Origin of the sequence: Methanocella conradii HZ254 (assembly GCF_000251105.1) — an archaeon.
Classification (GTDB): Archaea; Halobacteriota; Methanocellia; order Methanocellales; family Methanocellaceae; genus Methanocella; species Methanocella conradii.
Genome location: NC_017034.1, coordinates 1 through 26,703, shown reverse-complemented (window position 1 = coordinate 26,703; position 26,703 = coordinate 1). Strand labels below are relative to the sequence as shown.

Below are 26,703 nucleotides of genomic sequence, written 5' to 3'. Positions count from 1 at the left end.
TCTCATCGATTTTTAACATAATTAAGCACCTTGGCGTTAATAATTATTTCTACAGCGCTGTAAGCACGGGCATGACGATGGCCTGGTATAGCGAGGCGATGGCCAGCAGGATGGCTGTGATGGCGAGCAGTCTCAGGGTTTCCGCCACCGTTTCCGTATACCTTTTAAGCGCCCACTTCATGCTTATACTCGCCGACTCGAGGGCGATGACGAGCTGCCTGACGCTCGCGAAGATGGCGATGATATAGGCCTCGCCTTCCAGGAGCATGGCCACGTACTCGGGCATGAGCTTCTCCATGCTCAGGACTCCTTCGAGGGGTGACACGTATGTCACGCCCCATATGAAAAACCGTGCAGCCCCTATTATGGGCGCCCAGAATGGCAATACTATAGACGGTATCGTGATAAGGGCCAGCGTATTAACAACAAAGCTCCGCAAGAAGTAGCTGGCCGTGGCCACCATAGCCTCACCCAGGCTAGCAGGGATGGGGGCGCCAGAAGGGCCTGAGATGGTCTCAGAGCCAGTGAACTCTATCATGGAGTATTGCAGGCCCGGGCTAATCAGGGCTATGGTGGCCCCTATGACTATCACGCAAAGGTAGAGGGCGTTGAGGATAGCGAGCAGCTTCCAGTCCTTCTTTATGATAACGAACGCATCTCCGAGCAGGCTCAAAAAGCATCCTCCTGAGCTAGATGGCCATTAACATTTTGCCCTGCCCTGCTTACCCGCCGACCTTGAACCTCAGGAGGGCGGCGATGCCGCCCAGCTTCTCGAGGCGCTGGCCCGGCTCGAACTCCGTCGAGAAGACCACGACCTTTCCCCTCGAACGCTCCACTTCTTTCATCATGCGCTCCACTTCCACCATTCCCTTCTCCCTAAAATTCCTCAGCGTCTCGTCCGCTATCAATAGCGCCTCGACGGCGCCGTACTCGACGGCCCGCCTCGTCTGCTCGTACCCATACGTGGCCTTGCCATCCGTCGCTATCTCCACCATGAGGCGCTCGATGAGCCTTGCCTCCCTTGAGATGCGCATCTCCATGGCTACGCGCTCAATTGCCCCACGTCGCAGGACCTCCTGGAAACCTGAAGAGCCAATAGAAGAAGTCTCCTCGACTAGTATCTTGTCGGCGACATCCTTCACGTTATTCTTGAGATACTTCACGAACTCGTCCTTAACGAAGCCCGGCCCCGCGATGACGAAGGTCTTCACCTTTTCTGCATGCTTCAGGTGTGCGGCCACCTCGGCGTAGAATTCCTGCCTGATATCGACGCCCTCCATCTTGCCCGACGATGCCCGCCTTATGTGGGCCACCTCCTCGACGCCATACTGCCTCAGGTACCCTATCACGGCCTCGCCTTCCTCGATGGTGACGATCTCTATCTCGGGAATCCTGGCGGCCTCTACGGCGTCCCGTATTCGCTCTATCTGGTCCGGCTTCCAGTGCTTTATTATGGAGAGCTCGGAGAAAGGCTCTATGTTGAGCGTGTGGTACATGCCCACGTCTACGCCAGAGACGATAGTGCCCTTGATGCGCAGGCGATTCGAGAACTTGTGGAACTCCACGGATTCGGCCCTTATGCCCAGCCGTACCGGCTTCTTGTCCACCTTCTCCGGCCGGAGCTTATCCGTGGCGCTCTCCAGCGTCCTGAAGGTTAGAGAAAAAACGGTGTCGCCAGGCTCAATGACGTATTTCAGGTGCCACAGGTCATCCAGGGACTCGGGCGTAAGCGAGATCTCCCCATAGTCGCCCCGAAGCTCCTCCTTATTGACCTTCATTGCACCATCCTCGACTCTCCAGGCGGCAGGAAAGGCGCTATTCTATCGGGTGAGGCGGCCTGGCGTATCGCCTTAGCATCCTCCTCCCTGGCGTGCTCCAGGAAGTAGCGGTAAATCTTCTTGGCCACGTCGCCCTGGCTGAACTCGCCAGGCTCGACCTCGACGCTATACCTGGCCCGCGCCTTCACCGCCGCAACCGGCCCCCCGATAACGTAGCACCCGGTCTCGTCAAACCTGATGCCAACCGCCGCCCGCACCTCCACGTTCTTAACGTAATTCCTGTCGCCCCTTATAATGAATGCCCCCTTCGCCACGTACTCGCCATGCTCCGGCGTCTTGCTCACCTGCTCAGGGCGGACCCAGAAACAATCGCCCGAATACTGCCCCGACTTCCAGACGGACGAGTATGAGACGGCGAACTGGGCGGCCTCGGCGAGCGCAGCGGGCGTGACATCCCTGCCGCCCGCCTTAACAATGGTGATGGGAGCGCCGAAAGCCTGAGCGTGGAAGAAAACATCACTCTTCTCCATATACTTCTTGACTAGCTCCTCGTTCTGGTCGGCGTCACGGCCCCCTATGACCAGAAAGCCGTCGGAGGTGTAAAACCACCTGTATTTCTCATACCACCTTGGCTTGCGCGGATGCGCTTTAGCCGATGGCTCCCTGGGCGGGGCTGGCGTCTCCTTTGCCATGGCCTTCTTCGTCTCCTCAATAGCTTTTAGCGCCCCCTCCTTCTTAAGCCGTGCCTTCTTGGCCTTATCATAGTATGCCTGGGCGTTCTGAGGGACCGTCAAGTCGATGTTGACGTTCACAGACACGCTGGAGAGCTTCACGTTTACCGTGTTGGCCGCCGGGTCCACCGACTGTATCAGCGATGCCGCCTTATTCCCGGCTTTCCTGGCGTCTCTCAATATCTTACGGATATCGTCCCAGGAGTAGCCCTTCGCCCTGGCGCCCCTGATGACGCCTATGACCTCGCTAATGGTGTTATACTCGGCGTAGATGGCCTCGCCCTTGCGCACGTTTTCCGCCTCTTCCCTCTCGAACTTAGCTATGGCCTCCTCCTGCTGCCTGAGTCGGCGCTCGTACACTCCTAGCTTTTCGGCCTTCCTCTCCACGACCTCGGCCTTAGCCTCTGCCGCCACATGCCTGCTGAAGTACTCGTCCAGCGCCTGGTTGAAGGACTCAAAGTAAACCTTCTGGTGACTCGAGTACCTGCTTAGCTCAATGGGCAGGGCGTCTATCTCCTTGCCATCCTCGAGGACTATGTTGGGCTTCAAGTTTCCTTCTTTGAGAGGCCTGAAAAGCTCGCTCAGGCCGTTAGCGATAAGCTGTATCTCGCTGTCCACGAGGCTTTTCGCGGGCCTGCCCTTGTCAATGCCCGCTATGGCCAGCGCCTCTTCTGCGTACATGCCTCCGACGCTCGTCTCGGTTGCCAGCGTCCTCACCACGTCCCTGTCAGACGCCTCGAAGAGCTTCTTCAGCGAATCAACCGTCATGTCCATCGGGCTAAGCTGGGCGGGCGGGTACTCGTACTGCTCCCCCCTCACCACGTCCCTGTCCTTCATCTTCATGGAGCGGAGGGGCATCATTATCCTTCTCTCGCCATCCAGCAAAATCACGTTGCCCTGGGCGAACAATTCCGCCACCAGCGTGCTCTTCACGCCAGCCCTGGCCACCTCTATCTCCACAATTCTGTCAAAGTTGTGCTGCGCTATCCTCGTTATCCTGCCGCCCATCATGTGCTTCCTGAGCATCATCGGGAACGATGGCGGCAGCTTTGGCGACTCCCGCGGGTGCCTTGTCAGGTGGAGCCTCTTGCCCGCCTCGATTACCAGGTCGTACTTGCCAGTCTTGAACTCCTGTAGCCTGATGCGTATCTCGTCGGCCGTGTGCTGGTACGCCTTCTCCACCTTCGCGTCCACTAAGAACTGTAGCTCCCGGACTGCGGCGTACACGTCGACGCTGGACATCTCCTCTTTCATGAAATAAGCGTGCCTCTATCGAGTTTTATTGAAATTATGCTGTAAAAAAGTCTCTGCTGGCTTATAAACTTTGGGATGCTATAAAGGCTCAATGCGCCACCTTATGCCTCTCCTGCAGCACCCGCTTGATGCGCTCAAGCAGCTCCGCCCGGCCAAAAGGCTTCGTGATATAATCGTCCACACGCACCACATGAAGGCCGATGAGCTTATCGATACGCTGGTCCTTCGCGGTCAACATTATGACGGGGATATCGTGCGTCTTCGGATTGCTCTTTATCCTCGAGTGCACCTCCCAGCCGTCCATCTTAGGCATAATTATATCAAGCAAAACCAGGTCAGGCATCTCCTTCTCCATCTTATCGAGCGCCTCCTGGCCGCTCAGGGCGGTGACCACCTGATAGCCATCGCTCTCCAGGATAAGCTTCACCACCTCGACGAGGTCGGGCTCGTCATCGACAACCATGATCTTCGTCATCTGCGCACAACTACCTATCTAATTAATGAATTTATAAAGCTTGGGTAACTAAAGGGGCCGCATAAAAACGTGGCCGGCGTCATTTAAACGAAAACGCAATACATCGAAAAAATTTACGCCACGGGAAAAATTTTTCATCCTTCGATAGCCAGAGCTAGCTGTGCCCTTTTACCTAAAAGTGCTAAAACCCCGGGCGCGCCTTAATCCCTCACGAGCATGGCCATCGTAAGGACGACCAGCACGCCCAGCATTATATAAGAGGCCACGTTGATTAACGACAGGTCACTCCCGAATATTTTTACGTTAACTATGATTGCCGCAACGGTGACGAGCAGCCCGATGACAGCGCCCACGAGCTGCGTCGTGCTAACGCTAACGGTGTTCATAGTTTTCACTCCCTTTTTTGGCTTCCTTATAAGAAGCGCTATCCCAAACATGATGGGATTGTGTTTTTTTCTTTTACTATGTAAAATAGGGGGCAGGATACATATATACCTTTGCACATGCCGATTTTATAAATAATCGGCAAACATGGGAGGTGGGGCGCCGGCATGGGAGACCGTCCGCCCCTCTCCTTCTAAGGCAGCTTGTAGTCCAAATTCGATGAAGCGGCTAGCTTTCGGCAATACGATTAATGCCCTAATGCTCGGCATGTTCGGCTGTATCGCCCACGGGCCACATATCCATCGAATACGTCAGGGCATCATGCCCTGCTATAATACTCTATATATAGAGAGCTTATAAGCTCTCTCTCATAATCGCTAAAGACGGGGTTTAGCGATTATGACAGAAAGTATATTTAAACAATCCATGAAGTTATACGTGAGACCATGAGAAAGGGTATCCTGTTCGAAGCCGTGGTAGCGATAATCATCGTTTTGCTAGCGTTCACGCTCTACGCAATGACCTGCGAGGGCGCCCCAGCCGCAGCCATAAAGTGGACGACTCCGGCTTACGATCAGCCCCGATACATGTACGCGGGCGAAAATGGTACCTTATACTCGTTCACGGGGAACAGCATATACGCCATAGATGGGGATGGCAATGGCCTCTGGAACCTGACCATACCTGACATGTGGCGCATTTCCATCGACTGGCTCAGGCTGAAGGATATGGGGGACATAGCCGTGGGCGGGTTCACGGGCGTCAACGAGGTCAGCCCGGTCGTGGCGGCCTCCGACGGTGTCCTCTACGTGTACGCCCGGCCCAACATAACGGCCTCTGACGAGATCGAGACGATATACAATTGCACCGTCGTGTTCGCCATCTCGGCCGATGGGGCCATATTGTGGAGCGTCCCGCTGGAGAGCAGGCTCATCCTGTATGGGAACGCCTCGCTGGACGCGGCTTCCATATACGCTTATGGGGGCAGGGTCTACGTGTTTCATGATTATACGGAGACGGTTATAGACAAGAACGGTAGAGTCCTGTTCAGCATCGAGGGCGTATCCGACCCGCCCGCCGTCGACGAGCGTGGATACATCTACACGGTTACGCCTGTCAGGGGCAACCAGCTTCTAGAAGGGGGAGCGTACGACTATAGGATACCTTCAGGCGTGATAAACGCCTACGACCCCTCGGGAAGGCTGGCCTGGAGCCAGGACATAGGCGAGCCAGCCATGCGCCAGTATCTCAGGGAGGATGTCAGGCAGCAATACGATACGCTGCCCATTTACAGGAACAACGAGCTATACATTCCGCTTCAAAACGGCATGCTCTCTATGAGCACTGATGGCACGGTTAACTGGGTCAAGAGGCTTAATGGGACTACGAGGCTCTTAGAGATGATGCCGATGGACTCGTCTGGCAACTTTTACCTGGAGCAGGTAAATCATGCTAACCTGTCGGCCTCAAGCCTTTACGTTTTATCCGGCGATGGCTCCATCCTGTCAAAGCCAGTGGCATATGACGAATACCGCTCGTGGAACTATAAGGCAGGAAAGGATGGCGTATTATATTACGCTTCCATTGAGGCCGCCAGGAACAGGAGCCTGGCGGACCTGGACTCGATGAGGCTAACGGCGCTCGACGTGAGGAATGGCTCGGCCCTGTGGACTTATACGATCCCCGCTTATAAGAAGAGCACGATAACGCTGGACGCCTCGAGCATCAGGAATATATTCGGCCCATACACGTCGGCCGATATAATGGCCAGCAGCGAGAAGCGCTATCCGTACCCCAACGCGGGCACGAGGGTTTTTGGGTACAGCGATGTCAGGGTTTTACCAGGCGATGGGCGCGTCTACATAAGCTATGCGGACTATAACTACGAGTACCCGATCGTGCCCGGGCGGTCACAGTGCGTCTATGCCTCGGGCATCGTCGCCATCGACGCTAATGGCAGGGAGGAGTGGCAGCAGTCTACCGACTCGCCGGTGACGGCCATGGCCGAGGGCAACAGCACGCTGTTCTACAGCACCATGGACGGCAAGATATCCGCGGCGAGGTTCGACCCGGCGACCGGGCTTACCGTCGCAGTCGTGGCCTACGTGTTTGTACGGTTCTTCGTGTTCGGCGCCGTGTCAAGGGCGCGGTCCAGGCTGGACAAGAACGAGAACCGCAACGCTGTTTTAAAGTACATAGCCGACCACCCGGGCTCTACGCTGTATGAGATAGCCAGGGGGGTGAACATGAACCTAGGCACGGCAAGGTACCATGTGCTAATACTGGGGATAAACCACCGCATCACGTCGCAGAAGGCAGATAACAAGTTCGTGCGCTTCTTCATCAACTCGAACACCTTTAGCAAGGAAGAGCAGGTGCTGCTATCCTTCATAAAAAGGGAGCCCATGCGGAAGGTGCTGGGGCTTCTGCTCGAAAAGCCCCGCCTGACCAATGTCGACCTGTCCCGGGAGCTGGACATCGCGGAGTCCACCATCAGCAAGTATATAAAGGAACTCTCCTCCAAGGACATCATCACTAAGGAGCCGCTGCCAGGCGGCAGGTTCGCCTACTCCATCAAGAAAGAGTACAGGGAGCGCGTCGCCATGGCGCTGGAGAGCTTTAAATGCGTAGCGTGAGGCTGAGCCTGATATTCATTTTGCTATTGTGGGCCGCCGTGGCCATGCCTGCCATGGGATACCCCGCATCAACGGCTATAAAGGTAACAGTGCTTAACTCGGATGGCTCGCCAGCCGGCGGCGTCCACGTCACGCTGCAGAACGGGAATTATGCGGTCCTCGGAAACGGTACGACCGATGCAACGGGCGCGTGCGCTTTCACGGTAAGCCCGGGCTCCAGCGTGGTGAGGGCGATCGTCTCCGACGGCGAGTATAGCCTCACCTCAGTATGGCATGATACGAACGATACCGCCATACTGGTCAGGTTACCCGAGGTGGGGGTGGTATCGGGGAGCATAAAGCTGGACGGCATGGGCAGGGGTAACCCCCTCGTGGTTCTTGATGATGCCAGGGCGTTTGACTCTACCCCATATGAGGTGTCCCGGCAGAATGGCTCAAGCATGTATACCTTCACAGTCAATCGGTTCTCATTTACTACTTCTAAAGGGGAGCATTCCATCTATGCGGTGGGCTATTCGGATGGGATGGTGTACATGTCCGATAGGCTGGACATCAACGTTACTGAAAAAGAGGACGTCGTGCTCGAGCTCAAGCCCGCCGGCGAAAATACGTCGATACTGCCCGCGGTGGCCTATGAGAGGCTGTTTCATACCACAGCTTTTATTACGTGGGCAAACGTCTCCGGAACGCTGATGGGCGCGGACGGCAGGCCGGTTGCCAACGCCTCGCTCACCATCCAGGACTACTTCATGAAGGACCAGGGCGTGACGCGCACCGACGCTAACGGCGCATTCGCGTTCGGCCCGCTCAACCTGAGCACCGACGTGGTGCGATTCAGGGCAGACATCGTGGATAACGGCACCGAGTACGTCTCCTATTCCCGGCTCTACCCTGTGGAGAACTCGACGAGCCTCAAGGTGAACCTCACCGACTACCCGCGGCCGACCGTGGGCTACATATATGGCATCATCACGCCAGGCGGCAACAGCTCAAGCCCTACGCCCATCTCGGGCACCGTCTACCTGAGCAATGGCATGGTGCAGGAGGCATCGCCCGATAAGAATAATGGCCAGTTCTTCTTCACGGTGGCGCCAGGGACGTATGAGATATACGCCGAGCACGTGGAAGGAGCGCGGCGCCTCGTATCCGATAGGGTCAGCGTCGAGGTTAAGCCAGCGTGGTCGCCCCTGGCCGCCAGCCCAACCATACTGGTCGTGGCGCCCCAAAAAATACAGTACTTGCCGCTCTTCGCTGCGCTCATCATCGGCGCATTTTGCATCGCAGGGATGTGGCAAGCGACGAGGAGATGGCTATAAAAGGCGTGAGCGCCCATAAAAGGCGTGAGCGCCCTTCACCTGGCGCTCACTACGCTGACCTCCATCTGCTTTAGCGATTTAGCGGCGGTCAGCAGCATATCCTTATACTCATTTATGTCCGGGTGGTAGTGCTCTATGGCCTTAATCGCGTTTGCATCAGAACCCTCTTTTAGGGCTAAAAGCCTGTCTGCAGTGGCGTTTATGGTGTCGAGCACCCACTGGTCCCTCGTCTCCGGGTCCACGGGTAGCACGGCCTCGGGCCTCACCGACACTATCGCCTCGCCATCCGGCGTCTTATAGACGCGGGGCTTGCCGATGACTGCGACGAAGGCCGGGGCATCCAGGTCGGACAGGGCCTGCGATGCCTCGGGGCTGTACTGGCCTGCATACAAGATAAACGCGCCCGTCGGGTCGGTCACCCTCGCCCTCCAGTATTCTGAGTCATCGCCGATGTTCTCTTTTTCGGTGAGCGTGCCAACGATGAACACCCTGTTGCACTTCGCGCCGGTTGGCGTTAGCAGGTACGCCGGCGCCAGCGGGTCATCGCTCTCCTTAAAGGTCAGGGTGGATGCGTTGAACTCCTTCGCGAAGACGCGCTTCGCGACTTCCCTTGCCGCGGGCATTTATATCCCCTCCACCTTTTGGATTATTGGATTCCCGTCCATAAGAGGAGCTCGCTGCATGTCCTTTACTAGCAGGTAACGGCTGCCCAAAACAGGCCCCTTTACGGTGAAGTACTTGCCGAGCAGTATGCGCTTGATCTCGTCGAGAACCACGCCCGGGTCCACCGCGTCCATGGCCATCTTTTTGGCGACCTTGACGTCTATGCCGGTGATTTTATAAGTAAGCTCCTGGTTTAATATGATATCCTGGGCGGCCTTCCCGTCGTCTATGACCGCCTTAACCCTGAGGTCGTATTCGCCCTCCTGCTTGCCGTGGTCGACGCACGCGCCTTTTACCAGGATGCGGTTACACTCGGGGCAGCGCTTCACCAGGCCGCTGCCGGACTGCACGTCCACGATGGCGCCTGTCATCGTAACATCGTTGCTGGCGACCTCGACGTTTTCTGAAGGAATGATCACCGTCGACTTGTTCAGCTTGACCGAGAACCGGCCCTGCCAGGAGTCCGTGATCACGTTCTTGAAAACATAGCTCTTGCCCTCCTCCACGGGCGGAAGGTCCGACTTGGTGAAACAAACGAACTTGATCGTCCCCGTATCGTCCCCGAGCAGCCCTATCTGGGAGATGGATGCCTTCTCGTTCTCCCATAGCTGTACGACCTTCGCCTTCAGCGAGATCCACTTGCCATCGCTCGTTATGTCCTTTATCTTGGTGAGCGGAGAGTCGCTTGAAGGTTTCGATAAATTCAGGTCTCTCACATACTGATTAAAAACGGTCCTTTTTGCCTCCTCCTCGGGCACCTTGTACTGGTTCACGAGGAGGTCGAGCTTCGCCTCGATCTCCTTCTGAGGCACGTCGGCGCCCAGCTCGGAGAACTTTTTCCTCATTTCCTTGGCTAGTTCCTTTACCATAGCTTTACCTCAAGTCTCCTGTTTTACATGGGTGGGAGACAATGGTAGATGGGCCTCATTACTATATAAACGGAATTAAAGCTAACTGAAAGTATTTTTGTGGGCGCGCCGAGCGCTTATGCTAATTTGCCATCGTATCCGGCCTATAATCGCCCACAGTAAGCTGCTTTGATTTTCAGAGACGATATAGGCAGTACTGTATAAAAGTAGTGATTTTAGCCCTGTAATCCGGCCTTACACCGCCCGTATCACCCATCCCATCGATTTTTATGTACGTCACTTTTTAGAGGGGCTTAGTCGTCTGTTTTTTGGGTGTTTAAAGATGAAGATGGATTGGAGACGCGTAACCATAATGGCCATTTTGGTCACGATTGCGAGCGTGCTCGTGCTCACGCCGATAGCCCTCGCCAGGGATGGGCGTGGCGGCATGGGTGGCGGCATGGGTGGCGGCATGGGTGGCGGAGGACAGTGGATGGGTGGTGGAGGACAGTGGCATGGAGGCGGAGGACAGTGGATGGGTGGTGGAGGACAGTGGATGGGTGGCGGAGGACAGTGGCATGGAGGCGGCTGGGATAACAGGCCCGGCTGGGGCGGCTGGTGGGGCGGCAGCTACCCATGGGGGGGTAGCTGGGGCGGCGGCATATGCCCATACTGGAACTGCGTTAGCATCGGCTATAGCCCACAGTATTGCGCATCCATCTGTGGTATATGACCTTTTTTAACATCCCTTTTTAATTTTTCAGGGCCTTCGAAAAACTACTTCAGTTTTTTCTCAAGCTTCTTAAGCTTCTTGGCTGCTGAGGCGCTGCCCGCGGCCGCCTGCCTGGCCAGTTCCTCCGCCTTCGCCTTCTGCTCCTTCCTCAGCTTCTCCATCTGCTTCTTGCTCACGGGCATAGGTATCACCTCATGTCATGGCTTTTTAGCCTATCCCTCATCTTTAACTGAAGATAAGCGCCAACGCATATGTATATTACGGTTACGGCTATGGTCAGCATCGGGTCGAAGATGGGCACGGGCACGCCGAGGGCGGTCTGCATTATAGAGTCTATGACGGCCATCAGATTGAACGTGCCGTGAAGCACTATGGCTATGGGCAGGCCAAGGAAAAAGCCCAGAATCTCAAAGCCTCTATTCTTTCGCCACCCCTTGATGAATCCTACAATCCCACCCGTAGCCCCCGTGAAGCAGCCGTGTGCAAGCGAGCAAAGGAAAGACCTGTACAATATGTTATAAGTCCACTCCCCAAGCCCCCCCACCACGATGGGGCTTGCATTAGTCGCGAAGTAAAGCCAGTTCTCGATGAAGGCGAAGCCCATGCCGATTGCGAAGCCGAAGATGATGCCGTCAAACGCGTTGTCGTAATCGTGGTGCCCCGACAGGATGAGCAACCCTGTACCCTTTGCAACCTCTTCCACAACCGGGGCGACAAAAACCGCTAAGAGCAGCGATGCTACCCCTGCACTGAGAACAAGCCCTGCGAAGAGCGAGAACGTGGTGTTTATGAAGAAGGCGAAAAACGTGGCCATGACGCCCCACATGAACATGCCCAGGATGAACCTGAACGGCTCCCGCTCATAGTAGTCGGCGAGCCATCCGATCACTAAAAATACCACGGGCATGAACACCGCGGCCACTCCGCCTATTAAAAATATTAGCCAGCCTATGTCAGGGCGGACCTCGTAGAGCGCGAATAATAGTATGAGCATGACGAGTATGGCCCCCAGGGCAAGCTCCAGGACCCAGAAGAATGGGTTGATGGCTATGTCGGCTATGCGCTCGGCCCATGGTCGCATTTTCATGATGGGGAAGAAAAGCGTCCTTAAGGTGTACTCGCCATCCGGATTCTCCATGTGCAAGGCCATCGATACGACGCCAGCCATTATTATCGCGAGGACTCCGAGCAAGACTGCAGCCAAGATCACCCCGAAGAAGGATAGCGTAGACTTTAGGGCGTCCTCATAGCTCGACCAGTTCTCCGTTATGGAGAATGCTGCCCCAATGTATCCCTTGTAGGTCTTGCCCACTATTCCAAGCTTGTCTTTCTCCTCTGTCTTTCCGCTATACGTGAAGCTGATAGGATAATCAAAGGCCTTCTCGGCCCCCGCCTCCACGCTTCCTAGCCTCTCAAGCAAATCCCATCGCTCATCCCTGTATATGGCAAGGTATACATCCATGCTGGAATCCGTGGGGTTCTTCACTACGATGGAGAGCGTCCGGCTCGCGTGAGAGTCATTAAACGCGAAACTGGTGGGGGATACGGAGATGTCCAGCGTCTTATGAGAGAACACGTAATCAGGTATGGTCATGTCTCCGGACGATTGGGCCAGCGCCCCGGCGGGCAACACGAGCAATAGGATAACCAGTAGTAGCGGCGCCTTTCCCTTCATGCTCTTTCCCATTCCCATATATGCTATGACCTTAAAATCCTTCTGCCCTCCGAACTTCATGCTGGACGGGAACTAAGGGGCATTCAGGAAAAGAGGAAGAGCGCCATTTGGCTTTTTATTCTATGACCTTTGTGGTTCTGGCGATGTTCACCGCCGCGTCATATGGTAAATCCTTATCGCCAAGAATGGTATACCGCTCAGGCCTGACCTTATGGGCCTTCATTAGCGCCTCGATGATGTATTTCTCGCCTATACCCAGCTCTTTGGCAGTCGTGGGGGCGCCGATGGTCTTAAGCGCATCCCTTATCCTCTGCCAGTCTCCGCCATGCAGATACGTCATCATGATGGTGCCCACGCCGCACTGCTCGCCATGGAGGGCAGGCTTCGGCGCTATCTGGTCGAGCATGTGGGAGAACTTATGCTCGCTGCCGCTCGCCGGGGCTGAAGAGCCGGCTATGCTCATGGCGACGCTCGATGATACCAGCGCCTTTACCACCAGGCGGACCGATTCTTCCAGGCCCGGCTTAATCTGGTGGGCGTAATCGATCACCATGCGGGCGGTCATCTCGGAGAGGGCCGCTGAGTACTCGGATATGTACACGTTCCTCAGCCTGGCCGCAAGCCGCCAGTCCAGGACTGCGGTGTAATTCGATATGATGTCGCCGCACCCTGCCGCCAAAAGCCTGTACGGGGACTTCATGATGATGTCCGTGTCGGCTATGACGCATAGTGGCGCCTCTGCCTGCCTGGACACCGACCTGCCGTTCTGGATGATGGACGCCCTCGAGGAAGCTATCCCGTCGTGGGACGCCGCGGTGGGGACGCTGATGAAATTAAGGTCTAGCTGCGTGGAGGCGAGCTTGGCGATGTCGATGGACTTGCCGCCCCCTACGCCCAGCAAAAAGTCTGCCTTCATCTCCCTTGCAGCCTTCCTCGCCTTCTGCACGCTCTTCACGGTCGCGTCCTCCACGACGATGAAGCCCACGTCATATCCGCTCCTCTTCAGGCTTTCGGCAACTGCGTCCCCGGCGATGTGCTTCGTGGTGTTGCCCGTCACTATCAGCGCCCTTCCTTTAAGGCGCATAGTCTTACATATCGGGCCCACGCTTTCTATGGCTCCAGGCCCGGCTATCACGTTCCGGGGAAGCTGCATCCACTTCTCGCTATGCTTAGATACATTTATGTCAAGTTCGCCCGTATAGACACCCCAGGTGGCTTATCATGGACATCGGCTCTTTCGTAGGCAGGTACTACATCGATCCCATTGTTTATAACGAAGGCTACAACGCGGTAAATACGCTTACCTACGCTATTATCCTTGGTATAAGCCTTTTTGCCATATTAAAGTTAATGGCCTTTCTCAAGCTTAAGGTGGATGAGCGCCTCATAATGGCCACGTCCCCCTTCATAATCCTCGGGGCGTCGCTCCGCAACCTGGAGGACGTCCACCTTTTATCCCCCCCGCTAAGCTATATGTTCATCACGCCTCTGGTATACGTTCTGGCGTTCCTCATCACGCTTCTGGCGCTTCTCGTATGCCTGTACCTGGAGCGTTCCGGCATGATCGGGGACTACTCTAAGCCCTTCTTCTGGGCGGGGATAGCGGGCATCATACTAGTCTTTGCGGCATTGCTGCTGACGCAGCCCATCTCGGTATGGTGGGCGCCCATCGTGGTCGTCTCTCTTGCATTCACCTTCACAGGGGCCATATACTTGCTGGTCCGTCACTTTAAGATAGGCTTCCTAACGATGCCCATGAACGTCGCCATCCTTGGCGCCCACATGTTCGACGCCTCCTCGACATTCACCGCAATCGACATCGTGGGAGGGTTCGCCGAGAAGCACGTCGTCCCCGTGTTCTTCATAGGCATGTTTAACACGGCGTTCATCATGTACGCCCTCAAGCTGGCCGTCTTCATACCAGTCGTATACCTTATCGAGAGGTACTTCGTCGAGGAGAAAGATCTCTATTATGTACTCAAGTTCGTGCTGCTCGTGCTGGGCTTCGGGCCTGGAATAAGGAATACCCTGGAGCTGGTGTTCGTGCATTCGTGACCGGCGCATTGCTCTCGTATCTCGCTTCGCTCATCCAATAAAATAATATATAATAGGCGCAAATTAAAACATACATACATCTTGAGGAGATGGCGTTGAGCATTAAGGTACCCGGCCCAGTTACATTTTTAAGATACGCATGGAAACTGAGATATTATTTGCTGGCAGTCATCCTGATTTTCGTGGCATTCTTTAGCATCGGCTACCTGGCCGCAGGCATGCCCGAAATAGGGAATACTGTGATATCGAGCTTCAAGGAGGAGGTGTCGCCTCTCAAGGAGCTCTCGCCCATCGGCCTCATGCTTGGCATATTCGTCAACAATGCCGTGAAGTGCCTGCTAGTCATAGTGCTGGGGCCATTACTAGGGTTGGCTCCCATATTTTTCATGCTGGCAAATGGCATCATCCTGGGCATAGTCATCGGCGTGACCATGAAGACTTCAGGCCTGCTCTACGTGGTCGCCGGCATGGCGCCTCATGGCGTCATCGAGCTTCCCATGGTGTTCCTCTCGGCCGCGATGGGCCTTAACCTGGGCGTCGCCGCCCTTAAGGCGCTGCTCGGAAAAAAGGAGAGGCTCGCCGATAAGCTAATAGAAAGCCTGCTGATATACTTCACCTGGATATTTCCCCTCCTGTTTTTAGCCGCTTTTATCGAGACGTTCGTCACCGGGCCCATACTATACCTTTTATCTGGCGCGCATGGATAAGTTTAATTAATTGCAGGTAAATGGTATTGCCACGTATATGAGTATCATTGACGAGGTAATTGAGCTTAAGAAGGCCAGGCGAGCCGTCATCCTCGCCCATAACTACCAGCGGGGCGAGGTCCAGGACATTGCCGACTACGTGGGCGACTCTTTTGGTCTGAGCCAGAAGGCCGTGGATTGCGAGGCCGAGGTCATAGTCTTTTGCGGCGTGGATTTCATGGCGGAGTCCGCAGCCATCCTGAACCCGGATAAGATCGTATTGAACCCTGCGCCAGAGGCCGGATGCCCGATGGCGCGGATGATCACGGCGGCCGACGTAAAAATGCTTAAAAATAAGTACCCCGGGGCCGAGGTTGTCTGCTACGTCAACTCGAGCGCCGAGGTCAAGGCGGAGAGCGACGTTTGCTGCACCTCTTCGAACGCCGTAAAGGTTGTAAACTCGCTCAAAGGTGACGAGGCCATATTCGTGCCCGACCGCAACCTCGCCCATTACGCACAAAAGTTCACCTCAAAAAGGATACACGCCTGGCAGGGCTACTGCCCCACCCATCACCTCATCACGGCGGGCGACGTGCTGGTGGCTAAGATGGAGCACCCCGGGGCCGAGGTCATAGTCCACCCGGAGTGCAGGCCCGAGGTGGTGGACATGGCCGACGGAGTCTTCTCGACGGATGGCATGATAAAATACGCAAAGAATACAGGAAAAGACCTGATAATAGGCACGGAGTCTGGCATCATTCACCGCCTCATGAAGGAAAACCCTGGCATACGCTATTATCCGCTATCCCCCTATGCCGTGTGTCCAAACATGAAGATGAACTCGCTGGAAACGGTAAGGGATAGCCTGAGGTACATGAAGACGAGGATAGTCATACCGGAAAATATTCGTACCAGGGCAAAAAAAGCATTGGACAGGATGCTTGAAGTGGGCCGATAAAATGCAGGAGGAACAGATTGCGAGGGGGCTCGCCGATAAGATTGAAAAGCTTGCGGCGGGCAAGGAAATAAAGATAATGCACGTCTGCGGGACGCACGAGTACACGATAACGAAGAGTGGCATACGCTCCCTTTTGCCGAAGAACGTTAAGGTTGTCATGGGCCCGGGCTGCCCCGTGTGTGTGACGCCCCAGGCAGAGATAGACGCCATCGTCGAATTAGCCGAGAAAGGCAAGGTTATCTGCACGTATGGGGATCTGCTAAGGGTGCCCGGCACTAAGTCCTCATTATACGACTCGGTGGGCGACATCCACATCGTCCAGAGCATAAGCCAGGCCGCCGACTACGCCAGGGAGCATCCAGACAGGGAGGTCGTGTTCATGGCCGTCGGCTTCGAGACCACCGCCCCCACCACGGCCGCCGTTTTACTCACCAATCCCCCAGATAACTTTTCAGTTCTCGTCTCCCACCGTCTCATCCCGCCCGCCATGAAGTGGCTCATGGAGCAGGGAGAGGCAAACCTATCAGGCTTCCTCCTTCCCGGCCACGTCTGTACGATAAGCGGCTCAGAGGAATACGGGCAGTTCAAGGTGCCCCAGGTCATAGCCGGATTCGAGCCCCTGCAGGTCATGTATGGCCTGTACATGCTCGTCAAGCAGATAGTCGAGGGCAGGGCCGAGGTGGAGAACGCCTACGCAAGCGCAGTTAAAAAGGAGGGCAACTTGAAGGCAAAGCGCATGCTATCCGAGGTGTTCGAAGTATGCGACATCATGTGGCGGGGCTTCCCGGTCATACCGTCGAGCGGCTTAAAGCTGAAGCCCCAATACGAGAAGTATGACGCCCTCAAGAAGTATGGGATTACCCTAAAAGGCGGGGCCGAGACCAGGGGCTGCCTGTGTAACGAGATATTGAGGGGCGTTAAGGATCCCGTTGATTGTAAGCTGTTCGGTAAGGCCTGTACGCCGCTCAAGCCCGTGGGGGCGTGCATGGTGTCCACAGAGGGCGCCTGTCGAATATGGTACACCTATGGCAAGGCCGTAAAATCGGTATTTACCGCAAAGAACACAAAATAAACGCCACTAATCTTACCACAATGTACACAAAGCGTTCACAAAGTACACTACTATTTTTTATATATTATTGAAAAAATCTGAAAAATTTTTAGCTTAGCTTATACTTTATGAACGACCACCTGTTGAGGGCGTCGTCCATGCACACGTCCAGGCTCCCCTCAGCCTCTATGACTATGTAGTCGTCATAGACCTGGACGTTATAATAGCTGAAGCCGTACTTTGTCATGCTGGCCCCGTACGAGGCGAGGTCTGCATACTCGCTATCGGCAAGGGTGTGGTTTACGTGTATTATCGCCACGTATGAGTACGGCCTGTCCTGGGACGAGTTCTTAGGGTCGGCAGGCCATAGCGCGGCATAGTACCTATCCGCTGAGGCGTAGCTGCACGACTTTCCGACGGTCTCGAGGGTAGCGTTATCCGTGGATATCTGCTTCCACTTAAGCTCCTCGAACAGGTCCGAGTATTCATTATAAGCGCTCTCGTTGCCGCTGGATTCGAGCACCTTCGCGACGTTCTCAATCCTGCCGCTTATGACCGGCTTTAAATTAAGGGTATAGAAATACTTGTTGTTCACCATTTCGACGGTCTGGCCGTTCACATCATATGCCGTATAGCTCGAGTTGATCCTCGATGAGCCAAAGCTGGTCAGCGATACGAATTGCTCCTGGAAGTCGCCGAAGTATCCCGGCGGGTATATCGCCAGCATGTCCTTCTGCGGGTCGGCGCTAAACGTCTTCGATGGCGGTATCGTCCGCGCCAGATAGGCATTGTTGTACATGTACTGGCTCAACACCGTGTCGCCCTTGAGGTCTGCATACCTGGCGCTCGATAGGTTTGCTGGGAGTAGCTTGAGGCCGTCCATGATGCTATTAAAGGGCTTTTCATTGGATGTCGTCTTGGACGTGTTTGACGTATTAACAGGATTGCTCAGCACATACGCGAATATGGAGCCGAGCATGATCACGACCAATAGAATCGGTATCACTGCCTTTGCCCAGTTTGTCGGCTCTTTTTTTGTGGCCTTTTTTAGGCTTTTTCCATTATCCTTCGCCATATGGACCAGCGCCTAGATTTTAATAGACCCTTAAGGATGCTATTGTATTTAAAATGTGCGCCGTTTAAAAAAGAAGTGGACTCTGCGGGATTTGAACCCGCGGCATCTACGTTGCGAACGTAGCACTCTACCCCTGAGTTAAGAGCCCGCCACGTAATCTTGAAATGGCACTTGTAGTATATAAACTATTCGCGCTATATTTTGTCTTAGGCTATATAAGGCAGATGGTTGGCGACATTAAAACAATGGTCGGGCAGATGGTTGGCGACATTAAAACAATGGTCGGGCAGATGGTTCTTTTTTTAGAGGCTGAATGGGGGCTTCGCTACGCTACGTCCCCCTCGCGGACCCCCCGAGCTTGTTTGCCCCTTCGGGGCAAATGAACAAGAAGCCCGACCATGATTTCTCGACGAAAAAGGCTTGTCCTAGTGGTGAGACTTTCTAGGGTTTGTGTCGCTAACCCTATGGTTCCTCCTATATTAGCTTGTCCGAAGGACAATCAAACACGGGGGGTCCGCGAGGGGGGCGTAGCGTAGCGAAGCCCCCATTCAGCCTCTAGAAAAGGAAGATATGGTGCCAAACCATCCATTATTAGGTGATAGACAATTAAACGATAGAAGCCCCCATTCAGCCTCTAGAAAAGGAAGATATGGTGCCAAACCATCCATTATTAGGTGATAGACAATTAAACGATAGAAGCCCCCATTCAGCCTCTAGAAAAGGAAGATATGGTGCCAAACCATCCATTATCTAATATAGCCTCATTCAGCCTCTAGAAAAGGAAGATATGGTATAATAACCATCCATTATCTAATATAGCCCCATTCAGCCTCTAGAAAAGGAAGATATGGTATAATAACCATCCATTATCTAATATAGCCCCATTCAGCCTCTAGAAATAGAAAATGCGCTACCAACCATCCTAATATTGCCAAACCATCCAATATCTGACAGAAGGCCCACAATCTTAAAAGATATTATAAATTCAACATTATGCTCTATGGTTAACCTCAAAAACGACCCTCTCGGCGATAGGGCGCAGAGAGGAGACGAGAAGCGATTTTCCATCGACGGGCATCTCATCGACGCCGGCGTTCGAGGGGTCAAGAGGCACCTCGCCAATGAGGGGCACCCCATACTTCATGGCTAACGCCTCAACCTTACTCTCCCCAAAAAGGCGTATCTTCTTGCCACAATCAGGACACTGCATGTACGACATGTTCTCGACCAGGCCCAGGATGGGCACCTTAAGGTCCCTCGCCATGTTTATTATTTTTGACACGTCTAGCATCGAGAGGCTCGACGACGTGCTCACTATGATGACCCCATCCAGGGGGATCATCTGCATCACGCTCAGCGGCTCATCGCCCGTGCCCGGCGGCAGGTCTACAAGTAAAAAGTCAAGGACGCCCCAGTTAACGTCGGCCACGAACTGGTTTACAAGAGTAGTGCGCATAGGCCCACGCCATATCATCGGGGTGTCGCTCGATGTCAAAACCATCTCGGACGAGACCACCTTGACGCCGTTGCGAGACATGGCAGGCTCTATGCCCAGCTCAGAGCCCATGAGCCTCCTGCCTTCCAGGCCCAATAAATGGGGAATGTTGGGGCCGCTCACGTCGGCGTCTAATACGCCCACCCTGTAGCCCATCATGGATATGTTCAGCGCCAGGCCCGCAGTTATGGTGCTCTTGCCAACCCCGCCCTTGCCGCTCACCACGGCTATGCGGTGCTTCACGTCGGACAGCCGCTTCACTATTCGCTCATCCCACGCTGGCTTATCGCCACCCTTACCCCTCGATGGGCATGTATCACACCTGCTGGAGCTCTTTCCTTCATTGCAGGACTTGCATGCCTCGGATGTCTGGCTATCCATCTCGTTAATAGATGACATCTCAGTCCAACCTTATGTTGCCTTGAAAAAAGGCGTAATAAAATATACAGATATATCCTAAATATTTTGCTAAAAAAAAAGAAAAAAAGCTAAACGAACTTAATCGACAAGGGCCTCATCTTATTCTTGATGGCCAGGTTTATGAGAAGAGGCGTGAGCGGCTCGATGAGCTTCGCCTCCTCCAGGCCCCCGCCGTCAAGCGGCCTGAGGTTATCCATGTCCGAGACGAGGCCCATCACGACCTTCTTGGCTTCCTCATCGTCGCCACACACTATGACGTCAAAGTCGAGGGGGTCGTCGAGGTCGGCAAGCCTGGGCGCTGGAAGCGTCTGGAATGCCACGACCATCCTGACGTCAGGGGGCATCACCGAGCATATGTGCTTCGCAGCGCTGCCCTCAGCGGGCGGAGTATATACACAGAGCTTTTGCTTAGACATTGGCACGATGGGCGACACGACGATCTTGCCACCCAGAAACTCGGCCACGCTCTGTAGGGTGGGAATTGCAAACTGGAACTTCACCGCCAGGATGACGACATCCCCATTTTTCGCCGCATCCTGGTTGCTCATCCCGACGATTTCATCCCTCAGGCCCCTCTCCTTCAGCCTCTTATTGTAATTATCCGCGGCCTCTTTCGCCTTTGCCTCCTCCCTGGAGCCTATGAGTACCTGGTGCTTTTGCGCCAGCCTTAAGGCCAGCCCTTCCCCTATGTCCCCCGTGCCACCCAGAATCGCTATCTTCATGATATCACATATAGCCAATCTACCTACATGAAAATAAAACGATCGCTGAGAATAGCCAACATAAAACTTTATATAATAACATAAATAATTTAATTCTCGTTTACGTGATAGAAAATAATTTAAGCATTGAGCTTGCTTATGGCATTAGCCAGGAGAATGTAGATGGAGATAAAGACACCGACGAAAGAGGAAAGAATAGCGTTTCACCTGCGAGGCATCAAGATGTCCCTCGTGCCGGCACTATTCGGCGTCGCTGCGGGGTTCCTATCAAGCCCCTACGTGCTGAGCGTGCCCCATCAAAGCTTTTCGTTCTTAATCCTAGCGCTGGCCATCTACGCCCAGAAGTTCGTATTCCCGCTCTGGGGCATCGAGTCGGGCAAGTTCGACGCCAAGGCATGGTTCTACGTCGGTTTCCTGACCTTCTCATACTGGTACATAAGCTGGGCCATCATAATGAATGGCATGCCCCACATCAACGGGGTACCAGCGCCCCAGTTCGGGCCGTTTTTCTAAAAACCTGATTTAAGATGACTATGAGGATAGCAATAATCGATAAAGACCGCTGCCAACCCAAAAAGTGCAGCCTCGAATGCATTAAGTATTGCCCTAAGGTTCGCACCGGCGACGAGACTGTAAAGCTCGGGGAGGATGGAAAGGCGGTAATCTCAGAGGAGCTATGTGTCGGCTGCGGCATATGCGTTAAGAAGTGCCCGACACAGGCCATCATGATCATAGGGCTGCCAGATAAGCTGGCGGATAGGCTTACCCATCGGTATGGCACCAACGGCTTCGCCCTCTATGGGCTGCCCATCCCTTCAACGGGCAGGGTGAGCGGCATTTTAGGTGTCAATGGCATCGGCAAGACCACGGCGGTCAAGATACTCTCGGGCCAGCTCATGCCCAACCTGGGCAAAAGCGATACCACCTGGGATGACGTTTACAAGTTTTTCGCCGGCTCCGAGCTTCAGGACTACCTGAAGCGCGTGTCCAGAAAAGAGGTAAAAACCGCCCAGAAGCCCCAGTATATAGACCTCATACCTAAGGCGTTCAAGGGCAAGGTGGCAGACCTGCTAAAGCGGACGGATGAGCGAGGGGCCTTTGATGAGATAGCCGATGAGCTCGACCTCGGTCCCATCCTGGACAGGGATATATCCGAGCTTTCCGGGGGCGAGCTGCAGAGAGTGGCCATCGCGGCCTGCGCCATGCGGGACGCGGACTTCTACTTCTTCGACGAGGTAACCCCGTACCTGGATATTTTCCAGCGCATCAAGATGGCCCGCATGATAAAGCGGATGGGCGAGAGCCGGAACGTAATGGTGGTGGAGCATGACCTGGCCATCTTAGACCTTTTGGCCGACGTGGTGCACATCGCCTATGGCGAGCCTGGAGGGTACGGCGTCATAACGCTCCCGAAAGGCGTTCGGGTCGGCATAAACGAGTACCTGAAGGGCTACCTGCCCGAGGAGAACATCCGGATACGCCCAACGCCAATCGAGTTTGAGGTGAAGGCGCCCAGGCCACAGAAGGAGGTCGAGGCCCTGACTTCTTTCCCGGCGTTCACGAAGACGCTGGGCAGGTTCAGGCTAGAAGTGAGGGGGGGCGAGCTCAGGAAGAGGGAGGTCGTGGGAGTGGTAGGCCCTAACGGCATTGGCAAGACCACATTCGCCAGGCTTATGGCCGGGGAGCTAAAGCCTGATAGTGGCGAGCTCGACTTCAAGGTGAAGATCTCCTATAAGCCGCAGTACATAAAGGCGGATGCGGACATCACGGTGGGGGCGCTCCTGGGAAGCATAAACAAGAAGTTCGATACGAGCTACTATAGCAGCGAGATACTCGCCCCGTTGCAGGTAGAGCGGCTTATGGATAGCAACATAAGCGACCTGTCAGGCGGAGAGCTGCAGCGCGTGGCGATAGCGGCATGCCTGGGAAGAGACGCCGACATGTTCATACTGGACGAGCCCTCAGCCCACCTGGACGTCGAGCAGCGCACCATGGCCACCAAGGTCATAAAGCGCTTCGCCGAGAATAATGACGTCACCATGCTTGTCATCGATCATGATATATACATGATAGACCTTTTGTCTGACCGTTTATTAGTTTTCGACGGCCAGCCCGGCTTACGAGGCGAAGTTCACGGGCCCTTCGAGATGAGAGAGGGCATGAACCGTTTCCTGTCTAGCCTGGACATTACTTTTAGAAGGGATGAGGAGACCAGGCGGCCCAGGGTCAACAAGCCCGACTCCAACCTGGATAGGGAGCAGAAGCGCATAGGCGAGTACTACTACGTCCCCCAGACGGTGTAGCCTCATATCAAGGATGCCAAAAGCGGCACCAGGTGGGCGATGAGGCTGCTGATGACGAGAGCTAAGGCAAAAGTAAGGCCCGTGATTATTACCATATCCTTGAAGCCCAAAACGCGGTTAAGCATGGTGGCCGTGGCTATGCAGGGCAGGTAAATCGTCGTGAAGACGGCGAACACGTACATCTGCAGAGGCGTAAAGACGAGGCTGAACTGGGCAGTGCCGGCAAGGACGGCTAGCGTCTCCAGGGCCATCTCCTTCCGAAGGATGCCGAATATGAGGGCCGTAGCGGCATAGGGGGGAAGGCCGAGCAGGCCAACCGTTACCGGCGCCAGCAGGGCGTTCACGACGTCCAGGACGCCCGCGTATTGAAGCACGCCCAGAAAAGCGCTGCCCGCTATCAGCAATGGAAAGGCGACGTAGACGAACTCCTTCATCTGCATCCACGTCTTATCGACCACGTCCTTAAGCCTGGGCACCCTGAGAGGCACCATCTCCATGATGAAGCCCATCTCCTCGCCCTTGACCACACGGCCCAGCACGTAGCCAACCATAATCGTTATGGCGAGCATGAGGAGGTATATAGAAAGGGCGGCCCACACCGACACGAAGGTGGCCACGAGGCCCATTATGACTATGCTTCGGGCCGAGCACGGCACCATGCACACCATGGCCGACGCGATTATCCGCTCCCGCCGGGTCTGCAGCGCCTTCGTGGACATGATGGCGGGCACGCTGCACCCAAACCCGAGTATCAAGGGGATCATGGCACGGCCATGCAGCCTGAACCTGTGCATGACGTCGTCCAATAAAAACGCCGCCCTGGTCAGGTACCCTGAGTTCTCGAGCAACGACATGAGCACGTAAAAAGCCATAATATATGGCACTACGATGCCCAGGCCGGCCTGTATGCCTATGAGGGTATACCTGACCACTACCTGGGCCAGCGGATAGCCAGAGAGCGCCCCGGTAGCCGGCGATATTATCAGCACGTCAAACGCGCCTACTATGGCCTCCTCTAAAAAGCCGCCGACGAAGAATACTATGAGAAGCATGCCGAGGATGATGAGCGCAAGGAGGATGATGCCGGAGGCTGGGTTCATGAGCAGGTCATCGATGCGTTCCCTTAGCGTCACCGCGGAGGCAGGCCTGTGGCTTACCACGCCCTTCGCGATGAGGCCGGCCGCCCCATAGCGGTTGCTGGCCAGTATCTCCTCAAGAGGCTCATTGTGCGTCCGCTCGATCTCCTCTCTCATGAGACGGGCGGCAGACTTCACGTCCTCTGGTGCCTCACATGCCATGCCTAACAGGAGGCGAGTGGCCTCATATCGGCTCAAGCCCGGGCGCATGCCCATGAGCTGCCTTATAAACGCCTCAACGTGCCGGTCATACCTGACCAGGAACTGCCTCCCCTTCCCCGGATGAAACAGTGCGTGGGCAAGCTCATCCAGCCCCGAGCCTCGATGAATATAAATGGGAACCACTGGAACGCCCAGGAGCTGAGACAGCCTTTCGGCGTCCACTTCCATGCCCAGGGCGTGGGCCTCTTCCACCATGTTGAGAGCAACCACCACGGGCAGGCCAAGCTCGAGCACTTCAAGGGTCAAATAGAGGTTACGCTCGAGCCTCGTGGCGTCGACCACGTTCAGGATTACGTCCGGCCTCTCCCTGGCCAGAAAATCTAGCACCATGCGCTCCTCGGCGCACATCGTGTCGAGCGAATACACCCCAGGCAAGTCAAATAGCTCAAGCGTCACGCCGTCGTGCGTGGCGCTGCCCCGGGCAACCTCGACCGTCGTGCCCGGATAGTTTGAGATCATGACGCCTATTCCGGTCAGGCTCGAGAATAGCGTGCTCTTGCCCACGGTGGGATTCCCGATTATGGCTACCCTTATAGGCTTCATGCTGACGCCTTTTTAACGAAAATCTTTTCTGCAATGTCGCCGCCTATCGCTATCTCGGCTCCCTTTATGCGCACGAGCAGGCTGTTCGATGGCAGCCTTTTTTTAACGGTTAAAGCGGTATCAGGCAAAAAGCCTAGCGATAATAGATAATCCCTGGTCCCCTTATCTGCGCAGACTATCTTTATGATGCCCCCCTCGCCTTCCTTAAGCTCGGTGAGGGGCATCGACTCCTCGCTCTTCTCGCAGCACTCCCCCATAGTAATAGGATGGTCATCGGGGCAGAATCTCGGGTGGCCCAGGAATGCGCACATCTTCGATAGCGTGGAGTCTGAGACCGTGTGCTCCATCTCGCAGGCCTCATCGTGTGCCTCCTCTAGCCCGACGCCCAGGGCGTCCACCAGGAAAGTCTCAAGGACCTGGTGCTTGCGCTCCATCTGGATGGCCTCGGCCTTCCCCCGCTTTGTCAATGAAGCCCCCGCGTAGGGCTGGTATTCGACGTACCCCTCCTCCTTAAGCTTGGTGAGCATCTCGCTCACGCTGGGAGGCTTAATCCCCATCGCATCGGCGATATCCTTAGTCTTGGCTGGCCGGCCCCCCTTAGTTAAATACAAAATGGTCTCAAGGTACTCTTCGGCTATGTTTTTCCTCATGTCGACCAGTCTTTAGACATACCTAATATTAATACATTTCCCGGATAAAATATTTAGCGGTGAAGGCGCAAGATAGCGGTGGTGCTTATATGGACTTCTCGGTCATCGTTCCCGCCTTTAACGAGGAGAGGCGCATCGCAGCCTGCCTGGAATCCATAAGGGCGCAGCGGACCAGGCATTCATACGAGGTGATAGTCTCGGACTCGAATAGCACCGATAGGACCGCCTCTATAGCAGCCTCCTATGCGGATAAGCTTGCCGATAGGACCGCCTCTATAGCAGCCTCCTATGCGGATAAGCTTGTCGTGTGCAGGGAGAGGGGCACGGCGAGGGCCAGAAACGAGGGGGCGAGGCTGGCCTGCGGCGACATCCTGGCGTTCATCGACTCTGATACCGTGATAATGCCAGACTACCTGGATACCGTATACGAGACGTTCAGGGATAAGCGTACCCTGGCAGTTTCTTGCGCCTTCAAGTTCACAAACAGGCGACCAAAGCTTTTGGCGGCCGAATACGCGACAAATGCGTATTACATCCTGAGAAGCCTGTGCGGCGCCGCCACCCTGCCGGGCTTCAACGTGTGCATCCGAAGGGGGGCGTTCGAGAGGGTGGGGGGCTTCAGGCTCTGCCACCTGGAAGACCTGGACATGAGCATCAAGCTCAGGCAGATTGGCAAGACCGTCTACCTTTCCAGGCGCCTCGCGGTCACATCTTCAAGGAGACTTGAGCAGGACGGCATAGCCGGCACACTAAAATACTACATGGACCTGTTTGAGGCTAGCCAGAACAGGAGGCTGGGCTTCCACGTCATAAAATTAAAGCGGAGCCAGTATAACGACTACGTCCACCGGGAATGATCCATTTTTATAATTAATATCGATTGTGTTAAATATA

General features: G+C 54.9%; 25 protein-coding genes and 1 tRNA gene. 10 read left to right on the top strand and 16 right to left on the bottom strand.

Annotated elements, in window-relative coordinates:
* Positions 1 to 49: 49 nt before the first annotated feature.
* From MTC_RS00130 to MTC_RS00110, 5 genes are all read right to left on the bottom strand, one after another.
* Positions 50 to 673, bottom strand: a complete 624-nt coding sequence (locus MTC_RS00130) for a hypothetical protein (protein ID WP_014404638.1) — start codon at positions 671 to 673, stop codon at positions 50 to 52.
* Between the two features lie 49 nt (positions 674 to 722).
* Entirely contained in the window at positions 723 to 1,778 is a 1,056-nt protein-coding gene (locus tag MTC_RS00125; protein WP_014404637.1) for an mRNA surveillance protein pelota, read from the bottom strand.
* The gene (gene rqcH / locus MTC_RS00120) at positions 1,775 to 3,763 is read right to left on the bottom strand and encodes a ribosome rescue protein RqcH (RefSeq protein ID WP_014404636.1); all 1,989 of its coding nucleotides are present in this window, start codon (positions 3,761 to 3,763) and stop codon (positions 1,775 to 1,777) included. The genes MTC_RS00125 and rqcH overlap by 4 nt, the downstream gene beginning before the upstream one ends.
* Positions 3,764 to 3,851: 88 nt before the next feature.
* A complete protein-coding gene (locus MTC_RS00115) occupies positions 3,852 to 4,238 on the bottom strand; it encodes a response regulator transcription factor (protein WP_014404635.1) in 387 nt (128 codons plus the stop codon).
* A gap of 200 nt (positions 4,239 to 4,438) precedes the next feature.
* On the bottom strand, positions 4,439 to 4,624 hold the full coding sequence (locus MTC_RS00110; protein ID WP_237705927.1) for a hypothetical protein: 186 nt from the start codon (positions 4,622 to 4,624) through the stop codon (positions 4,439 to 4,441).
* A 444-nt stretch (positions 4,625 to 5,068) separates the two neighbouring features.
* Between MTC_RS00110 and MTC_RS00105 the strand changes: the two genes are divergently transcribed.
* Together MTC_RS00105 and MTC_RS00100 are read left to right on the top strand one after the other, a co-directional pair.
* Positions 5,069 to 7,258: a winged helix-turn-helix transcriptional regulator gene (locus MTC_RS00105; RefSeq protein ID WP_014404633.1), complete on the top strand. Its 2,190-nt coding sequence runs from the start codon at positions 5,069 to 5,071 to the stop codon at positions 7,256 to 7,258.
* Positions 7,246 to 8,574 carry a carboxypeptidase regulatory-like domain-containing protein gene (locus MTC_RS00100; RefSeq protein ID WP_014404632.1) on the top strand — a complete coding sequence of 443 codons (1,329 nt, stop codon included), beginning with the start codon at positions 7,246 to 7,248 and terminating at the stop codon, positions 8,572 to 8,574. Before MTC_RS00105 ends, MTC_RS00100 begins: the two co-directional genes overlap by 13 nt.
* Positions 8,575 to 8,609: 35 nt before the next feature.
* On the opposite strand, the gene MTC_RS00095 is transcribed toward MTC_RS00100, so the two are convergent.
* Both MTC_RS00095 and MTC_RS00090 read right to left on the bottom strand, forming a co-directional pair.
* Complete coding sequence (locus MTC_RS00095; RefSeq protein WP_014404631.1) at positions 8,610 to 9,197, bottom strand: RPA family protein; 588 nt, start codon at positions 9,195 to 9,197, stop codon at positions 8,610 to 8,612.
* A complete protein-coding gene (locus tag MTC_RS00090; RefSeq protein WP_014404630.1) occupies positions 9,198 to 10,106 on the bottom strand; it encodes a replication protein A in 909 nt (302 codons plus the stop codon).
* Between the two features lie 322 nt (positions 10,107 to 10,428).
* Here MTC_RS00090 and MTC_RS13435 point away from each other — a divergent pair, with 322 nt between their 5' ends.
* The gene (locus MTC_RS13435) at positions 10,429 to 10,818 is read left to right on the top strand and encodes a hypothetical protein (protein ID WP_193364086.1); all 390 of its coding nucleotides are present in this window, start codon (positions 10,429 to 10,431) and stop codon (positions 10,816 to 10,818) included.
* A gap of 44 nt (positions 10,819 to 10,862) precedes the next feature.
* Here MTC_RS13435 and MTC_RS13430 read toward each other — a convergent pair whose 3' ends face one another.
* From MTC_RS13430 to MTC_RS00075, 3 genes are read right to left on the bottom strand one after another with little or no spacing between them, the layout of a single operon-like run.
* Positions 10,863 to 11,000 carry a hypothetical protein gene (locus tag MTC_RS13430; RefSeq protein ID WP_014404629.1) on the bottom strand — a complete coding sequence of 46 codons (138 nt, stop codon included), beginning with the start codon at positions 10,998 to 11,000 and terminating at the stop codon, positions 10,863 to 10,865.
* A gap of 5 nt (positions 11,001 to 11,005) precedes the next feature.
* Positions 11,006 to 12,553, bottom strand: a complete 1,548-nt coding sequence (locus MTC_RS00080; protein ID WP_014404628.1) for a PrsW family intramembrane metalloprotease — start codon at positions 12,551 to 12,553, stop codon at positions 11,006 to 11,008.
* 55 nt (positions 12,554 to 12,608) lie between these two features.
* Positions 12,609 to 13,676 carry an NAD(P)-dependent glycerol-1-phosphate dehydrogenase gene (locus MTC_RS00075; RefSeq protein WP_272941629.1) on the bottom strand — a complete coding sequence of 356 codons (1,068 nt, stop codon included), beginning with the start codon at positions 13,674 to 13,676 and terminating at the stop codon, positions 12,609 to 12,611.
* A 38-nt stretch (positions 13,677 to 13,714) separates the two neighbouring features.
* On the opposite strand from MTC_RS00075, the gene MTC_RS00070 reads away from it, so the two are divergent.
* The 4 genes from MTC_RS00070 (at position 13,715) to hypD (ending at position 17,264) form a co-directional block, all read left to right on the top strand.
* The gene (locus MTC_RS00070) at positions 13,715 to 14,548 is read left to right on the top strand and encodes a DUF63 family protein (protein WP_014404626.1); all 834 of its coding nucleotides are present in this window, start codon (positions 13,715 to 13,717) and stop codon (positions 14,546 to 14,548) included.
* A 158-nt stretch (positions 14,549 to 14,706) separates the two neighbouring features.
* Positions 14,707 to 15,255: a stage II sporulation protein M gene (locus tag MTC_RS00065; protein WP_237705926.1), complete on the top strand. Its 549-nt coding sequence runs from the start codon at positions 14,707 to 14,709 to the stop codon at positions 15,253 to 15,255.
* A 37-nt stretch (positions 15,256 to 15,292) separates the two neighbouring features.
* Positions 15,293 to 16,192, top strand: coding sequence for a quinolinate synthase NadA (nadA, locus tag MTC_RS00060; RefSeq protein ID WP_014404624.1), 900 nt, complete (start codon positions 15,293 to 15,295; stop codon positions 16,190 to 16,192).
* 1 nt (position 16,193) lies between these two features.
* Positions 16,194 to 17,264: a hydrogenase formation protein HypD gene (hypD, locus tag MTC_RS00055; protein ID WP_014404623.1), complete on the top strand. Its 1,071-nt coding sequence runs from the start codon at positions 16,194 to 16,196 to the stop codon at positions 17,262 to 17,264.
* An 88-nt stretch (positions 17,265 to 17,352) separates the two neighbouring features.
* On the opposite strand, the gene MTC_RS00050 is transcribed toward hypD, so the two are convergent.
* The 4 genes from MTC_RS00050 to npdG all read right to left on the bottom strand — a co-directional run bounded on the left by MTC_RS00050 (position 17,353) and on the right by npdG (position 20,955).
* Complete coding sequence (locus tag MTC_RS00050) at positions 17,353 to 18,318, bottom strand: hypothetical protein (RefSeq protein ID WP_014404622.1); 966 nt, start codon at positions 18,316 to 18,318, stop codon at positions 17,353 to 17,355.
* A 76-nt stretch (positions 18,319 to 18,394) separates the two neighbouring features.
* Positions 18,395 to 18,466: transfer RNA gene (locus MTC_RS00045), tRNA-Ala, on the bottom strand.
* Between the two features lie 843 nt (positions 18,467 to 19,309).
* On the bottom strand, positions 19,310 to 20,212 hold the full coding sequence (locus MTC_RS00035; RefSeq protein WP_014404621.1) for an Mrp/NBP35 family ATP-binding protein: 903 nt from the start codon (positions 20,210 to 20,212) through the stop codon (positions 19,310 to 19,312).
* A gap of 89 nt (positions 20,213 to 20,301) precedes the next feature.
* Positions 20,302 to 20,955, bottom strand: a complete 654-nt coding sequence (gene npdG / locus MTC_RS00030; protein WP_014404620.1) for an NADPH-dependent F420 reductase — start codon at positions 20,953 to 20,955, stop codon at positions 20,302 to 20,304.
* A 162-nt stretch (positions 20,956 to 21,117) separates the two neighbouring features.
* Here npdG and MTC_RS00025 point away from each other — a divergent pair, with 162 nt between their 5' ends.
* On the top strand, positions 21,118 to 21,468 hold the full coding sequence (locus tag MTC_RS00025; protein WP_014404619.1) for an EMC6-like membrane protein: 351 nt from the start codon (positions 21,118 to 21,120) through the stop codon (positions 21,466 to 21,468).
* 20 nt (positions 21,469 to 21,488) lie between these two features.
* Positions 21,489 to 23,258 carry a ribosome biogenesis/translation initiation ATPase RLI gene (locus MTC_RS00020; RefSeq protein ID WP_014404618.1) on the top strand — a complete coding sequence of 590 codons (1,770 nt, stop codon included), beginning with the start codon at positions 21,489 to 21,491 and terminating at the stop codon, positions 23,256 to 23,258.
* Positions 23,259 to 23,260: 2 nt separating this feature from the next.
* On the opposite strand, the gene feoB is transcribed toward MTC_RS00020, so the two are convergent.
* Together feoB and MTC_RS00010 are read right to left on the bottom strand one after the other, a co-directional pair.
* A complete protein-coding gene (gene feoB / locus MTC_RS00015; RefSeq protein WP_014404617.1) occupies positions 23,261 to 25,159 on the bottom strand; it encodes a ferrous iron transport protein B in 1,899 nt (632 codons plus the stop codon).
* Complete coding sequence (locus MTC_RS00010) at positions 25,156 to 25,809, bottom strand: metal-dependent transcriptional regulator (protein ID WP_014404616.1); 654 nt, start codon at positions 25,807 to 25,809, stop codon at positions 25,156 to 25,158. The genes feoB and MTC_RS00010 overlap by 4 nt, the downstream gene beginning before the upstream one ends.
* A 59-nt stretch (positions 25,810 to 25,868) precedes the next feature.
* Here MTC_RS00010 and MTC_RS00005 point away from each other — a divergent pair, with 59 nt between their 5' ends.
* Entirely contained in the window at positions 25,869 to 26,666 is a 798-nt protein-coding gene (locus MTC_RS00005; RefSeq protein WP_237705925.1) for a glycosyltransferase, read from the top strand.
* The last annotated feature ends 37 nt before the right edge of the window (positions 26,667 to 26,703 follow it).